The following is a 14,801-nucleotide window of genomic DNA, read 5'->3' on the forward strand; positions in this document are numbered from 1 at the left end:
ACCGTCAACAGGAGCTCCCATGACCGTAAAACTCCCCGAACCCGACCTCAATTACATGCAACGTGTGTTGCTGGAAATGCTCGCCATCCCCAGCCCCACCGGTTTCACCGACACCATCGTGCGCTACGTCGCCGAGCGCCTGGCCGAACTGGGCATCCCCTACGAGCTGACCCGTCGCGGCACCATCCGCGCCACACTCAAAGGTCGCCGCTACAGCCCGGACCGCGCCGTCGCGGCGCACCTGGACACCATCGGCGCCATCGTCCGCGAGATTCACGATACCGGCCGCCTGGGCCTGGCTCCAGTGGGCTGCTGGTCGAGCCGCTTCGCCGAGGGCAGCCGCGTCAGCGTCTTCACCGATACCGGAGTTATCCGCGGCAGTGTGCTGCCGCTGCTGGCATCGGGACATGCCTTCAACACCGCCGTGGACGAAGCACCGGTGAGCTGGGACCACGTCGAGCTGCGCCTGGACGCCTATACCTACAGCCGCAACGAAACCTGCGCGCTGGGGGTCAACGTCGGTGACTTCGTCGCCTTCGATCCGATGCCGGAATTCACCGAGAACGGCTACATCAGCGCCCGCCACCTGGATGACAAGGCTGGCGTCGCCGCGCTGCTGGCGGCACTGAAGGCCATCGTCGAAAGCGGTCGCGAACCACCCATCGATGTGCATCCGCTGTTCACCATCACCGAAGAAACCGGTTCCGGGGCTGCCGGCGCCCTGCCCTGGGATGTCAGCGAGTTCGTCGGGATCGACATCGCGCCGGCGGCCAAGGGCCAGGCCTCCAGCGAGCACGCGGTAACCGTGGCGATGCAGGATTCCGGCGGTCCCTACGACTTCCACCTCTCGCGTCACCTGCTCAAACTTGCCAGCGAGAACGAAATCCCGGTGCGCCGCGACCTGTTCCGCTACTACCACAGCGACGCGCAATCGGCCGTGGAGGCGGGACACGACATCCGCACCGCGCTGCTGGCCTTCGGCTGCGACGCCACCCATGGCTACGAGCGCACACATATCGATAGCCTCGCGGCGATGAGTCGCCTGCTCTGCGGCTATATGCTCAGCCAGCCGGTCTTCGCCAGCGACTCCCAGCACTCGAAGGACTCACTGGAACGCTTCAGCCATCAACTGGAACACGATGCGCAGATGGAGAACGACACCCGCGTGCCACCCGTCGACACACTCATCGGGCGCCAGCCCCCCCCCCAGGAGCGCGACAGTTGAGCATCGGCTTACGTGACCAGGCGCCTGCTTCGCACAGCAGACGCTTGCCGCTCGGCGTGTAACTCGGCAAAGTTAACCGGACAAGGACGTGCGGCACTCTGAAGGCGCCATGTAGAGCCCAAGGAAGAGGTACCGTCACATCGCTCTACTAAATATATGTCGCCCATTCGGGCGCGCCCCTTCCGGAACGAAACATGTCGCCGCGTTCATGCCTGGCTCTGTTGCTGTTTTGCCTGTCGCTCCAAGCCTGGGCAGTCTCGCCCGTCGTGTTCGATTCGCCTGATACGCGCCAGTCACTCGGTAACGGCACACTCTACCTCGAGGACCCGGATGGCATCCTGGATTTCGAGGACGTCATGGCGTTGCCGGCCGAACGTCTGCGACCTGTCGAGAGCGGGCATGTCAACCAAGGCAAGAACAGCTCGACGTGGTGGCTACGCACCAGGCTGGTCAACGATCTGGACGCACCGCTCGGCGGTTTCATCGAGATCAACTACCCGCTGCTCGACCACATCGAGGTATTCCTGCAATACCCCGACGGTAGCGTCAGCCGGCAACTGAGCGGGGACCGCTACCCCTTCGCGGATCGCCCGGTCAAGGTCAGCGACTTCTGGTTTCCCGTCGATCTGCCCCCGGGCGAAACCACGCTGCTGTTACGCATCAAGACCACCAGCACGCTCTACGTGCCACTGTATTTCAGCAGCTACAACGCCAGCGCGGCCGAGCAACAGGAGCTGAGCGGTATCAGCGGGGCCTTCTACGGCGTGCTGTTCGCGATGTTCTGCTACAACCTGTTCCTCTTCGCTTCGCTGCGTGAGCCGGCGTACTTCTGGTATCTGGTCTACACCCTCAACGTCGGGCTGTTCGCGCTCTCCTTCGACGGCCTGCTGGTCAAGTGGCTGGCCGACGACGGCGGGCTGGTGGCGATGGGCATCTACGTCCTGATGTTCAGCCACTGCCTGATCGCCATCCAGTTCAGCCGCCACTTCCTGCATACCCGCGAGCTTTTTCCACGCCTCGACCTGGTGCTGCGCTGCACGCTGCTGATCGCCTTTGGCAGCGTGATTTCCGGGCTGCTGCTGGACGTGCAGACCTGGAGCATCCTGGCCAGCATCACGGTGATCGCCGCCTCGGTCGGCCTGCTCGTCACCGGCGCCTTCGTCTGGCGCCGCGGCGTGCGCTACGGGGTGTACTACACACTGGCCTGGGGCGTGCTACTGGCCTCGTTCATCCTGGTCACGGCCGGCTCACTGGGCTTCGAGCTGTTCGGCCTGTACGGCGCGGCGGTGGTCAAGGCCAGCGTCGCCTTCGAACTGATCACCCTGTCCATTGGCCTTGCCGATCGCATCAACCTGCTCAAGGAAGAGGGCTACCGCTCGCGCGAGGCCGCCGAGCGGGCCGCCAGCGAGAACGAAGCCAAGAGCCGCTTCCTGGCCAAGATGAGTCACGAGATCCGCACACCGCTCAATGGCGTGCTGGGCATGCTGCAACTGCTGCGCGAAACGCCGCTGGACCGCAGCCAGCAGTTCTATCTGGACACCATCTCCAGTTCCGGCAACTCGCTGATGGCAGTGATCAACGACATCCTCGACTACGCCCGGATCGGCTCCGGCAAGCTCAGCCTGGAGGACATCGACTTCGATCTGGAAATCCTGATCTCCGAAACCATCCGGCTGTTCACCGCGCAGGCACTGGAGAAACAGCTGAACCTGCACGTAGGCCTGGAGCCCGGCGTGCCGCGGCGAATTCGTGGCGACCCCACGCGGCTCAAGCAGATTCTGATGAACCTGCTGAGCAATGCGCTGAAATTCACCGAGCACGGCCATGTACTGCTCGAAGTCTCCTGCCGTCAGACCCAGGAAGGCACCCGGCGTCTGGTGTTCTGCGTCAGCGACAGCGGTATCGGCATGCGTCCGGAGGTGCTGGCGCAACTGTTCGAATCCTTCTCCCAGGGTGATTCGAGTACCACGCGACGTTATGGCGGCAGCGGGCTAGGCCTGGCGATCAGCAAGGAGCTGGTGGAAATGATGAATGGCCATATCGAGGTGCAGAGCGCACCGGGCCGCGGTAGTCGCTTCTGCTTCGAAATCCCGCTGCAAGACGCCAGCGACACGGAAGACCCCCTGGCCCAGCTGCTCGGCGGTCGCCCGGCGCTGCTCGCCTCGCAGGATACCGAGGGCATCGAGGCACTGAGCCATTTGCTGCGGCGCTGGGGCATGCGCACCGAGCGCTGCCAGACCCCGGAATGCCTGCCGGACTACCTGTCGGACTTCACCGCCTCGCCACTGCTGGTTCTGCTGGCGCCCTGGCCGGGCAGTCCGGGACAGTGGCTGGAGCGTCTTCGCCCGCATCTGGAGGCGAATCAGCGGGTGCTGATGCTCTACTCGCCGGTCCACGAACCGCCACCACCATCGCCCGGCGTACGCCTGATCAGCCTGGCACTCCCCCTGCAGAGCACGCCGCTGCGTGAGGCCTTGCAGACCCTGTATGCCCAGGAGCCGCAACGGGCCAGCGAAACGACCGACGAAACGCCAGCCGAGCAGCCGCCCCGCGAGCCCTGCATTCTGGTCGCCGAAGACAATCCGGTGAATCAGATGGTGGTACGGGGCCTGCTGAAAAAGCGCGGTTACGCGGTTCAGCTCGCCGACAACGGACGCCAGGCCGTGGACCTCTACCGCCGCGATCCGGAAGCCGTGCAACTGATCCTGATGGATTGCGAGATGCCGGAGCTCGACGGCTTCGAAGCCAGCCGGCGGATACGCAAACTGGAGGCGGAGCTTGAATTGCAGGCAGTACCGATCATCGCAGTGACCGCCCACGTACTGGCAGAGCACCGCCAGCGCGGTCTGGAATCGGGCATGGATGAATTCATCGGCAAACCCCTGGAGAGCCGGCAGCTGTATGCTTACCTGGACAGCTACCTGCAGGGCGGCGCGAGTTAGCGTTCACCGCCCCAGCGCCAAACCGCCTCACCCGAAGAGATCCCATGCTCATACCGCACGACCAGCTCGAACCGGACACCCTGACCCGCCTCATAGAAGATTTCGTCACCCGCGATGGCACCGACAATGGTGACGAAACCCCGCTCGAGACCCGGGTAACACGCGTGCGCCGCGCGCTGGACAAGGGTGAAGCGGTGATCGTCTTCGATGCCGACAGTCAGCAATGCCAGCTGGCCCTCAGGCGCGATGTGCCGCGCGAATGGCTGGACTGAACGCCCCCGCTCGTTTCAGCCAAACAGACCGCTCTCGCGCTCCCAGGCACAGCGCATGCGCAGGTCGCTCTGCTGCGGGTTGTGGCTGCCGGTATCGGTTTCCCAACGAAAGGTGTGAGTGCCGTTGAGTTCGGTTTCCAGATGCACCACGGCGCTGGTCCAGTACAACTGCTTGAGCAGCTCCTCGAAGCGTTGGACCCAGAGCGTCCATTCGTACTCCACCGCACGGTAGCTGGCGCCGAAGTGGATCACCTGGGTCTGGTACAGGCCCAGTTCCTCGTTACGGCAGAAGGAAAACATTTCGCGACCGATGAAAGGCCAGGCCTCGCCCCGCGGCAGCGCCTGCACGGCGGCCAGATTGTTCGCCCGGCGCTGACGGCACTGCTCGGAGTCGGCGGACGGCCAATCACGGATGCAGCCATAAACGATGGATTCAGACTCCACTCGAAACTCCGGAAACGCAGGGATTAGGCACAACGGCGAGCTTTCTAACATAGCCCGACGGGCCGGTCACCCGCGGCTTGGGAAGTGGTGAAACAGGCCACAGCCTCGGGACGGTTCAGCGATCCTGATGCCGTGGCCGCAAGCGCATCGCCAGCAGCGACATGCATGCCGCCATGCCGGTGAGGACCAGGAACGGCATGCGATAGTCACCCGCCAGATCACGCCCGAGCCCGGCCAGTACCGGCGTCAGGCACGCCAGGCAATAGCCGGTGCAGAGCATCATCGCGGTAAGCCGGCTGACCGCCAACGGAGTGTTGGCTTCGTACATCGGCGAGATCAGCGCCAGGGAGAAGGTGCCGTTGAGCGCGACGCCGAGCAGCATGCAGACCACCAGAGGCTGCCAGCTCGGTGCCAGAGCGATTGCCGCCAGGCAAAGGGTCGCCAGCCCGCCACACGCAGCCATGATCCGATGCCGGTTGCCCAGCCGCTGCGCCAGCCAGGGCATGGCGAAGGCGCTCGGCAGGCCGATGAGCATGAAGCCACTGAAGAACGCGTTGCTTTGCAGCAGGCTGTAGCCAACCTCGTGATAACGCGCCACCAGCCAGGTGGCCAACGCATAGAACAGCCCGGCCTGAAGGGCGAAGTAGACGCTGAGCAACCAGGCCCGCGGCTCCTTCCAGGGCAAACCGGTACGACTCTCGCTGGCGGCTTCCGGCTGGTTGGGCAGGCGCGACCAGATCAGCAGCGCAGCCAGGGCCGGCAGTGCCCAGAGCGCCAGGCCCCACGTCCAGTCCTGCCCCATCACCTCGGTGGCCGGCGCGGTCACCACTACGCCGAGGGTGCCACCGACCGCCATGCTCAGCGAGTACCAGGCGGCGGTCTGGCCCATGCGTTCGAGGAAGTAGCGCTTGATGAAACCGGACAGCAGTGGCCCGGCGACGGCGATTCCGGCGCCAACCAGCCCGGCCGTGCCGATCAGCAGAACGGCGTTGTGGCCGAACAGCCGCAACAGCAACGCCACGCCGATCAGCCCGAGGCACAGCACGATGCTGCGCTCCAGCCCGAAACGCACGGCCAGCCGCGGCGCCAGGGGTGCCAGCAAGCCCATCAGCAGAACCGGCAAGGCCGTGGTGAGGCTGATCAGGCCGCGGGACAGCGAAAGCTCTTCGGCGATGCGCTCGATCAGCGGAGCGAAGGAGGTAATACCTGGGCGCAGGTTGATGGCAGCCAGGACCAGCGCCAGCATCAGCAGCCCGCGGGAGGGAGAATTCACAAGCGATCCATAGGGTTACGGCGAAAAAGCCGGACAGGCAACCCTACTCCCCGCCCCTCCCCGAGGCAACCGCAACGGCCGCCGAAGCGGCCGGGCGATCTCAGAGCGCCTTGCTCTTGGCGCGTTTCTTTTCGGCCAGCAGCGCCATCTCATCGTAGATCGCCTGCGGGTTCTGCTGCTTGACCTTCCAGGCCATGCGGCCCTCGTCGTGCGGCAGGATCATGAACTCACCCTTGGCGACCTGCTGGTGGATGTAGTCGGCGATGTCCGCCGCAGTAATCGGCGAAGACTCCAGCAACTTACCGATCTGCGCTTTCACGTTCGGCGTCGGGCCACGGAAGGAGTCCAGCAGGTTGGTCTGGAAGAACGACGGGCAGACCACGTGCACGCCGACCTCGGCCTGCCGCAGCTCGACCAGCAGGCTTTCCGACAGCGCCACTACACCGGCCTTGGCCACGTTGTAGTTGCTCATGCCCGGCGCCTGCATCAGCGCCGCCATCGAGGCGATGTTGATGATCTTGCCCTTGCTCTTCTGCACCAGCGGCAGGAACGCCTTGCAGCCCTTGACCACCCCCATCAGGTTGATCGCGATCTGCCAGTCCCAGTCCTCCAGCGACAACTCGTCGAAGAAGCCACCGGAAGCCACCCCGGCGTTGTTGACCACGACATCGATGCCGCCGAGCTTCTCCTCACAGGCCTGGGCGAAGGCGATCAGCTGGCTGTAGTCACGCACGTCGCAGCGCATGGTGAAGCCGTCACCGCCCGCTTCACGGACCATTTTCAGGGTTTCCGCCAGGCCGCCTTCGTTGACATCGGAAAGCGCCAGCTGCCAGCCCTCACGCGCCCAGCGCAGGGCAATCTCGCGACCGAGCCCGGAGCCGGCACCGGTAATCATCATGCGGTTGTGCATCGTTGTGCTGCCTTTTGTTGTTCGGGTAGTGGCAGCGAGTCTAGCGAATGCCGGGGCACGGACCGGCATCCATCAGACTGCTGAATGCCCTTGGCAAACCCACGCCTCATGGGGCTGACCGCACGGTTCCGGGCAGGCAATATGGCGGCAGTATGGGCTTGTTGCAGCTTCGCGAATTGCCTGCGGCAGGAATAAAAAAGGGCAGCCCGAGGGCTGCCCTTGTTCTTGCCGGCGCTCGCGTCAGTGCGCGACGGCGCCGGTAGCACCCAGACCGGTCTGCGAACGGACGAACTGGGCGAAGAAGCGCTCGCGCTCCTCGCCAGCACGCTTGGACTTGTCGGTGACCGAGAAGAACCAGATACCGGCGAAGGCGGCGACCATCGAGAACAGCGCCGGATACTTGTAGGGGAAGATCGCCTCGGCGTAGCCGAACACGTCGACCCATACGGTCGGGCTGATGATGGTCAGCAGCAGCGCGGTGAACAGCCCCAGCGCACCACCGAACAGTGCGCCGCGGGTGCTCAGCCCCTTCCAGTACATGGAAAGGAACAGCACCGGGAAGTTGCAGCTGGCGGCGATGGAGAATGCCAGGCCGACCATGAAGGCGATGTTCTGCTTCTCGAAGATGATGCCGAGCAGAATCGCCACCACACCCAGAGTCAGGGTGGTCAGCTTGGTCACGCGCATCTCGTCCTCTTCCCGCGCCTTGCCCTGCTTGATCACGCAGGCGTACAGGTCATGGGAGACCGCGGAGGCGCCGGCCAGGGTCAAACCCGCTACAACGGCGAGAATGGTGGCGAAGGCCACGGCGGAGATGAAGCCGAGGAACAGGTTGCCGCCCACCGCGCTGGCCAGGTGGATGGCGACCATGTTGGTGCCGCCGACGATGGCGCCGCTCACGTCCTTGAAGTCCGGGTTGGTGCTGACCAGCAGGATCGCGCCGAAGCCGATGATGAAGGTCAGGATGTAGAAGTAGCCGATGAAGCCGGTGGCGTAGAACACGCTCTTGCGCGCTTCCTTGGCATCGGAAACGGTGAAGAAGCGCATCAGGATGTGCGGCAGGCCAGCGGTACCGAACATCAGCGCCAGGCCCAGCGAGATCGCCGAGATCGGGTCGGAAACCAGACCGCCGGGGCTCATGATCTGAGCGCCTTTCTCGTGGATGCTCACCGCTTCGGCGAACAGGCTGCCGAAGTCGAAGCCGACGGTCTTCATCACCATGATGGCCATGAAGCTGGCACCGGACAGCAGCAGCACCGCCTTGATGATCTGCACCCAAGTGGTGGCCAGCATGCCGCCGAACAGCACGTACATGACCATCAGCACGCCGACCAGCACCACGGCGACGTAGTAGTCGAGGCCGAACAGCAGCTGGATCAGCTTGCCAGCGCCGACCATCTGCGCGATCAGGTAGAAGGCCACCACGATCAGCGAACCGAAGGCCGAGAGCAGACGGATCTGCGTCTGGCCGAGGCGATAGGAGGCCACGTCGGAGAAGGTGAACTTGCCCAGGTTGCGCAGGCGTTCGGCCATCAGGAACAGGATGATCGGCCAGCCGACCAGGAAGCCGATGGAATAGATCAGGCCGTCATAGCCGCTGGTATAGACCAGCGCGGAAATGCCCAGGAAGGACGCCGCGGACATGAAGTCGCCGGCGATCGCCAGGCCGTTCTGGAAGCCGGTGATGCTGCCGCCGGCGGTGTAGTAATCAGCCGTGGAGGTGTTGCGCTTGGCCGCCCACTTGGTGATGCCCATGGTGAAGACGATGAACACCACGAACATGATGATGGCGGTGTAGTTGGTGGCCTGCTTCTGGACCTCGCCGGTAATGGCGTCGGCGAGCAGCACAGGCGAGACTGCCAACAGCAGGGCAGCCATCAGGACACGCAGGATCATTATTTCTGTGCCTCGTTGAGGATTTCCTGGTTGATGCGATCGAACTCGCCGTTGGCACGCTGTACATAGACGCCGGTCAGGATGAACGCCATGAAGATCACCCCGACGCCAACCGGGATGCCCCAGGTGGTCACGGTATTGGCGGACAGCGGAATGCCGAGGATCTTCGGCTCGAAGGCGATCAGCAGGATGAACGCCAGGTAGGCGCTGAGCATGACGGCCGACAGCAGCCAGGCGAAACGGCCGCGCTTGGCAACCAGCTCCTGGAAACGCGGATTGGCATAGATCTGCCGGTAAACATTTTCATTGTGCATTGGAATCTGTCTCCACGATCGCTACCCCCCGGTGGGAGCAGGGGCGGCTACTTTAGGCCTGGGTCAGGTGAACACCACCCGACTTTGGTCTGAAGGCAGTTCACAAGAACACCCGTGCTAGAGCCGTCCAGCCGCGGAAAATGGGGCACTGCAACAAATCCAAACACAAATAGTGTGGCGCTATGTCGCACATACGAAACGTTGATTTCAGACATTGCCCGGCGTGGACCAGACTCCCCCTGACGCGAGAACGATTCTCGACTGCACAAGGAGACAGGCCATGCTCAAGACCGTGACGTTCACCCTGATGCACTTCTGCATTGCCTTTTCGGTGACCTACGCACTGACCGGCAGCATCGCCCTTGGCGGTCTGATCGCCGCCGTCGAACCGCTTTGCAACTCGGTGGGCTTCTACTTCCATGAGAAACTCTGGCAGCGCTTCGAACGTAGGCCGGCACGCAAAATGCCCATCCCCAGGCACGCCTGGCTGCACCATCACGCCTGAGGTCATCGTCATTTCTCATCCTGCGCAGGGATCGAATCCGCAAGCGTGCTGCCATAGTGACGTTGGCTTGCGTTGTGCAGCCGAAGCAGTTCTATTGGGACGGGTAGCGCGGGTTGCCGCCGCTGCCTTGCCACAGGCCAACCGGGCCTGTTAACGGAGAAGCACCATGCAGCTGTTGTTGCGCCTGACCGCCCTGCTCGCCTTGGTCGTTGCGCCAGTCCACGCCGCCGACCTGACGGTCGAAGAGTACGGTTTCCCGCTGTCCAACCCCTTCGAAGCCACGATCGCCGGTACGCCCATCGAGCTACGCGCCGCAGTTCCGACCGATGACGATATCGACCAGAGCGACTACACCTTGCGCCTGCGCCCCGAACGCGAGTTCACCCTGCCGGACAACTTCTGGCCGGTGAAGCAACTGCGTTATCGGCTCGCCCGGCAAAGCGGCCCCGCACCGCTGATATTCATCATTTCCGGTACCGGCGCGCGCTACTCGGCAGGCAAGACCGAAGCCCTGAAGCGCCTGTTCTATGGCGCCGGCTACCATGTGGTGCAGCTGTCGTCGCCGACCAGCTATGACTTCATGTCCGCCGCCTCGCGCTACGCCACGCCCGGCATCAGCAGCGACGATGCCAAGGACCTGTACAGGGTCATGCAGGCGGTGCGCGCGCAGCAGCACAAGCTGCCCGTCACCGAGTATCACCTCACCGGCTACAGCCTCGGCGCCCTGAATGCCGCATTCGTCAGCCAGCTGGACGAAACCCGCCGCAGCTTCAACTTCAAGCGCGTGCTGCTGCTGAATCCGCCGGTCAACCTCTACACTTCGGTCAGCAACTTGGACAAGCTGGTGCAAACCCGCGTCGAAGGCATCGACGATCACACCACCTTCTACGAAGTGATTCTGGAAAAGCTCACGCGCTATTACCGTCAGAAGGGCTATATCGACCTCGACGAGGCCGTGCTCTACGACTTTCAGCAATCGAACCTGAAACTCAGCGACGAGCAGATGGCGATGCTCATCGGCTCGGTGTTCCGCTTCTCTGCCGCGGATATCACCTTCACCTCCGACCTGATCAACCGTCGCGGCCTGATCACGCCGCCCGAGTATCCGATCAACGAAGGCACCCGTCTGGAGCCGTTCTTCAAGCGCGCACTGCTGTGCAGCTTCGACTGCTACATCACCGAGCAGGTGATTCCGATGTGGCGCGCCCAGTACGACGGCGGCAGCCTGACCCAGCTGATCCAGCAGGTCAGCCTGTACGCGCTGGAGGATTACCTGCGTCAGAGTCCGAAGATCGCCATCATGCACAACGCCGACGACCTGATCCTCGGCGAGGGTGACCTCGGCTTCCTGCGCCGGACCTTCGGCGATCGCCTGACCCTTTATCCGCGAGGCGGCCACTGCGGCAACCTCAACTACCGCGTAAACACTCAACACATGCTGGAGTTCTTCCGTGGCTAAAGGAATGCTGCTGCCGCTGCTTCTGGCCAGTGGTCTGGCCTTCGCCGACACCCCGAAGGTGGATGAAGACGGTTTCACCCATCCGCTGCGCAACCTGGAGTTCAATCCCGGTCTTGACCAGCGCGAGTTCGAGCGCGCCACCTTCCAGGCACTGGACGTCTACGATCCGTTCGAGTCGGTCAACCGGCGCATCTACCACTTCAACTACCGGCTCGACCAGTGGGTGATGCTGCCGGTGGTGCGCGGCTATCGCTACGTCACACCGCGACCGGTGCGCACCGGCGTGAGTAATTTCTTCAGCAACCTCGGCGAAGTGCCGACGCTGTTCAACAGCCTGGCTCAGCTCAAGGGCCAGCGCGCGGCGAATGCCACCGCACGTTTCCTGTTCAACAGCATCCTGGGTGTGGGCGGCCTCTGGGACCCGGCAACACGCATGGGGCTGCCGCGTCAGAGCGAAGATTTCGGCCAGACCCTCGGCTACTGGGGTGTTCCCCAAGGGCCGTACCTGATTCTTCCGGCGCTGGGCCCGTCCAACCTGCGCGACACCACGGGCCGCGTGGCCGACTTCGCCGTCGAGCGGCAAGTGGAGTTTCTGCAGTATTCCGAAACCACCGGCGGCGAGCTAAGCCTGACGGCGCTGCGGGCCGTCAATGCGCGGCATGTCACCAGCTTCCGCTACGGCCAGCTCAATTCGCCGTTCGAGTACGAGAAGGTACGTTACGTCTACAGCCGGGCGCGTGATCTGTTGGTGAAGGAATAATCCACCCTATCGATTGTTCATAGCGACATTACGCACCCATTGATCGAAGCTGCGCACCTATTCTTGGCGAATCAAATCCGAGAGAGGCATTCGATCATGTCCCAGCGTGAAATCCTTTCCATCAGCAGCGGCCGCGCTACGTCCGATGGCGCCGGGGTCAGCCTGACCCGCGTCTTCGGCGGCGCAGCCCCGGAGCGCTTCGATCCGTTTCTGATGCTCGACGAGTTCGGCTCCCACGATCCCGACGAGTACATCGCCGGCTTCCCGCCCCATCCACATCGCGGCTTCGAAACCATCACCTACATGCTCGAACATAGGTGCAGATACACAACGTAAATCCACCGCACTACTAATGCACACTTTCTGAAAATCGGAGTACACTCTTATTCCGTGTCGCCCCTTGCTGCGCCTGCTGTGTAGCTAGATGGCACCCAGCCCCCACCATCACAGATCGAGGGTAGGTATAGGAAAAGACTTTGATTCACAGGAGGATGTACTAGTGACTGAAGCTTCAAAGGACAAGACCAAAAGAAAATATCTCTCGATGCTCCGTGCCCACCCTTGGCTCCATCAGCATTCTGTCTTCTATACAGATGAACCAGATTCCATTGCCCTGCTCGATGACATGATCGCGTTTAAGCAGCTCCTACGCCGTCGCCATCCCGAACACCCATTCCTGATACGCATCCAGCTCCTGAACCGGGAGAAGAAGCCACAAGCCTTCCTGTCGATCTTGGCTCCTGCACGCATTGAAGACATTCAGGACATTGCAGACAAAACATTCTCTGCTGATGTGGTGGTGCTGGGACGTGTCTGCACAGAACAGCGATTAGAGCGGATGGCATCTGTTATCAAAGCTCAGAAACCACATAACCTCGAACGCTTCTTTAACAAGCATCAGGTTAGAAGGTGGTCATTGCTGAACAAGCATTTGGTAATGAATAACGACATTTAGGCTGTAGCCGTGATGTTCTGTGCCTTCCACACTACCGAATATGAAATAATTGCCAAAATAGTTGCTTTTATACCCCATATAGTATTGTAATTTTAGAAAAACATGATATACTAATCCCATCAGCTAAAGAATTGTTTTTTACACTTAGCTCGCAATAAGACATACCAGCAAATTTATGTGTTATTTATGCCAAAGTTGCTGAATCACACTTTAGAGCTATATCCAAAATCGGACTTTGAGTGTATAATATATTGCAAGCACAGAAGGAATAAAATTAAATTTATTCCTCTCTTTTGTGACTTCCTCTGCTTTTAAAAGCATCTAATTTTATATCCCGGAAAACATACCCCACTCTTGTGGGTTTCTGCGTTTTACAGTTTGTGTTCCTCTCCTCACTGGGTTCTGACATATGGTCTGGTGAGGTGTTCAAAAGAAGCTTCCCGGCTTCTCTACTTTAGCTTTCTGGTTTGAGGGAGCTTGGTAGTTGTTCAATGACGTAGGTTGCTCCTTTTGTTTTGCCGAACAGTTTAAGGAGCTTACTTTCCTCCCTAACGTCATTTTTATAGACGGTGATTCTAATTTCTTCGGGATCACCGTTTCTTTTTTGTCCGTACATTCTTATTCCACCTTAATCACAGGAGGTTGCCTTATGGCAGTAACATACCGGCCTTGCATCGTTTGCCATCAATTGATGGCGTGTGCACGAGCCAATAAATATTGTTGTTCCAATCTATGTCATTCCAAAATGCATAAGAGGCGTGCAAAGCTCGGTCTTAGTACACGAGAGATGATTGCACTACTGAAAGACGAGCTTCTAGAAGCTCAAGAAAATCAAGAAAACTAAAAACCCCTGACTCTCAACACTCATACCACAAGCCAAAAGGACATCACGAAACGTCAGATGCTGTGAACGAGAATAAAGAGTCTCCCTATAAGGAGGCCCACAATGCCCAACTATTTTGTAATCAACAAGCCATCAAACTTAGTTCTGACCGTAGTATCGCTCAAGTACACTCCCGCCGAAACGAAGGTCGAAAAGTTTATCCCTGCTTCCGACCGAGCTATCGCAGCCCTTGATAAGTGGTTAAAGGCTAACCCCGGAATGCTCATAGATGTCGGCGATTTAATGAGTCGCAGCAAATATTTAGAAGACTACGTTGTCCGTACTCGTAACGATAAGTCGCAAACTCCGAAAGCAACACCCCAGCGCATCTACTATCGAGACGAACAGATAGAAAAGCATGTAGATCGGCTGACAGCAGTATGCAATTGGATTGCCGAACATCCCGAAGCTGATGAACATGGTTTGAGTGAAGCTTTCGGTATGGGAACTGTAGCTGCAAAAGCCTATTTGGCCAAGTACAGCCAATAACGTATTAACTGGCCTGTAGAGCACTAAATGTTGCAATCCACCCCGCTGTGCTACTTGCAACATTCAGTGCTCTACACCCCGCGTATTTGCTGACTCAAAACAGCCGAAAACGCCTTATCCTAGACAATTTTATGAGGTACATAACATGCAACCATGTTGCGTATGTGGGGAACCCTTTGCCCCAACAAATCGGAAACACCGCCATTGCTCTAACACTTGCGTGGCTCGTACATATATTAGACGAGAGCGAATCAAGAAGCTGCTACGCCAACTGAGCTACGAACAGCTTGAATACATTGAAGCTGTAGCACAACTACAAAAAGAGGATCAACAAATTGAGGAATGAAATATTCATTGGCTCGAAGAGCTACACAAAAGAAACGTTGCTTTTGGACACATCATTGCTTTGCCTTCTACAGAAGATGGCACGAGATACGGACAAGAGCGTTAGCGAGATTATCAACAATGTATTAG

General features: G+C 60.1%; 14 protein-coding genes and 1 pseudogene. 9 read left to right on the forward strand and 6 right to left on the reverse strand.

Annotation, left to right across the window (positions count from 1 at the left end):
* The first annotated feature begins 19 nt into the window (after positions 1–19).
* The 3 genes from P5704_005635 to P5704_005645 all read left to right on the forward strand — a co-directional run bounded on the left by P5704_005635 (position 20) and on the right by P5704_005645 (position 4,439).
* Positions 20–1,225 carry an osmoprotectant NAGGN system M42 family peptidase gene (locus tag P5704_005635; protein ID WOF79975.1) on the forward strand — a complete coding sequence of 402 codons (1,206 nt, stop codon included), beginning with the start codon at positions 20–22 and terminating at the stop codon, positions 1,223–1,225.
* Positions 1,226–1,419: 194 nt separating this feature from the next.
* Complete coding sequence (locus P5704_005640; protein ID WOF79976.1) at positions 1,420–4,167, forward strand: 7TM-DISM domain-containing protein; 2,748 nt, start codon at positions 1,420–1,422, stop codon at positions 4,165–4,167.
* A 44-nt stretch (positions 4,168–4,211) separates the two neighbouring features.
* Positions 4,212–4,439: a YheU family protein gene (locus P5704_005645; GenBank protein ID WOF79977.1), complete on the forward strand. Its 228-nt coding sequence runs from the start codon at positions 4,212–4,214 to the stop codon at positions 4,437–4,439.
* A gap of 15 nt (positions 4,440–4,454) precedes the next feature.
* Here P5704_005645 and P5704_005650 read toward each other — a convergent pair whose 3' ends face one another.
* The 5 genes from P5704_005650 to P5704_005670 form a co-directional block, all read right to left on the reverse strand.
* Positions 4,455–4,883, reverse strand: a complete 429-nt coding sequence (locus P5704_005650; GenBank protein ID WOF79978.1) for a hypothetical protein — start codon at positions 4,881–4,883, stop codon at positions 4,455–4,457.
* Positions 4,884–4,998: 115 nt separating this feature from the next.
* The gene (locus tag P5704_005655; protein ID WOF81177.1) at positions 4,999–6,129 is read right to left on the reverse strand and encodes an MFS transporter; all 1,131 of its coding nucleotides are present in this window, start codon (positions 6,127–6,129) and stop codon (positions 4,999–5,001) included.
* Between the two features lie 127 nt (positions 6,130–6,256).
* Positions 6,257–7,066 carry an SDR family oxidoreductase gene (locus tag P5704_005660; protein ID WOF79979.1) on the reverse strand — a complete coding sequence of 270 codons (810 nt, stop codon included), beginning with the start codon at positions 7,064–7,066 and terminating at the stop codon, positions 6,257–6,259.
* Between the two features lie 240 nt (positions 7,067–7,306).
* The gene (locus P5704_005665; protein ID WOF79980.1) at positions 7,307–8,962 is read right to left on the reverse strand and encodes a cation acetate symporter; all 1,656 of its coding nucleotides are present in this window, start codon (positions 8,960–8,962) and stop codon (positions 7,307–7,309) included.
* Complete coding sequence (locus tag P5704_005670) at positions 8,962–9,276, reverse strand: DUF485 domain-containing protein (protein ID WOF79981.1); 315 nt, start codon at positions 9,274–9,276, stop codon at positions 8,962–8,964. The genes P5704_005665 and P5704_005670 overlap by 1 nt, the downstream gene beginning before the upstream one ends.
* A gap of 280 nt (positions 9,277–9,556) precedes the next feature.
* Here P5704_005670 and P5704_005675 point away from each other — a divergent pair, with 280 nt between their 5' ends.
* The 5 genes and pseudogenes from P5704_005675 to P5704_005695 all read left to right on the forward strand — a co-directional run bounded on the left by P5704_005675 (position 9,557) and on the right by P5704_005695 (position 12,955).
* The gene (locus P5704_005675) at positions 9,557–9,781 is read left to right on the forward strand and encodes a DUF2061 domain-containing protein (protein ID WOF79982.1); all 225 of its coding nucleotides are present in this window, start codon (positions 9,557–9,559) and stop codon (positions 9,779–9,781) included.
* 166 nt (positions 9,782–9,947) lie between these two features.
* Entirely contained in the window at positions 9,948–11,240 is a 1,293-nt protein-coding gene (locus tag P5704_005680; GenBank protein ID WOF79983.1) for a serine/threonine protein kinase, read from the forward strand.
* A gap of 4 nt (positions 11,241–11,244) precedes the next feature.
* Complete coding sequence (locus P5704_005685) at positions 11,245–12,000, forward strand: VacJ family lipoprotein (GenBank protein WOF81178.1); 756 nt, start codon at positions 11,245–11,247, stop codon at positions 11,998–12,000.
* A 96-nt stretch (positions 12,001–12,096) separates the two neighbouring features.
* Positions 12,097–12,312, forward strand: a pseudogene (locus tag P5704_005690) (pirin family protein).
* A gap of 187 nt (positions 12,313–12,499) precedes the next feature.
* Positions 12,500–12,955: a hypothetical protein gene (locus tag P5704_005695; GenBank protein WOF79984.1), complete on the forward strand. Its 456-nt coding sequence runs from the start codon at positions 12,500–12,502 to the stop codon at positions 12,953–12,955.
* A gap of 454 nt (positions 12,956–13,409) precedes the next feature.
* Here P5704_005695 and P5704_005700 read toward each other — a convergent pair whose 3' ends face one another.
* The gene (locus tag P5704_005700) at positions 13,410–13,571 is read right to left on the reverse strand and encodes a hypothetical protein (GenBank protein ID WOF79985.1); all 162 of its coding nucleotides are present in this window, start codon (positions 13,569–13,571) and stop codon (positions 13,410–13,412) included.
* 330 nt (positions 13,572–13,901) lie between these two features.
* On the opposite strand from P5704_005700, the gene P5704_005705 reads away from it, so the two are divergent.
* Complete coding sequence (locus P5704_005705) at positions 13,902–14,327, forward strand: hypothetical protein (protein WOF79986.1); 426 nt, start codon at positions 13,902–13,904, stop codon at positions 14,325–14,327.
* Positions 14,328–14,801: the final 474 nt, after the last annotated feature.

The organism is Pseudomonas sp. FeN3W, assembly GCA_030263805.2.
GTDB lineage: Bacteria > Pseudomonadota > Gammaproteobacteria > Pseudomonadales > Pseudomonadaceae > Stutzerimonas > Stutzerimonas stutzeri_G.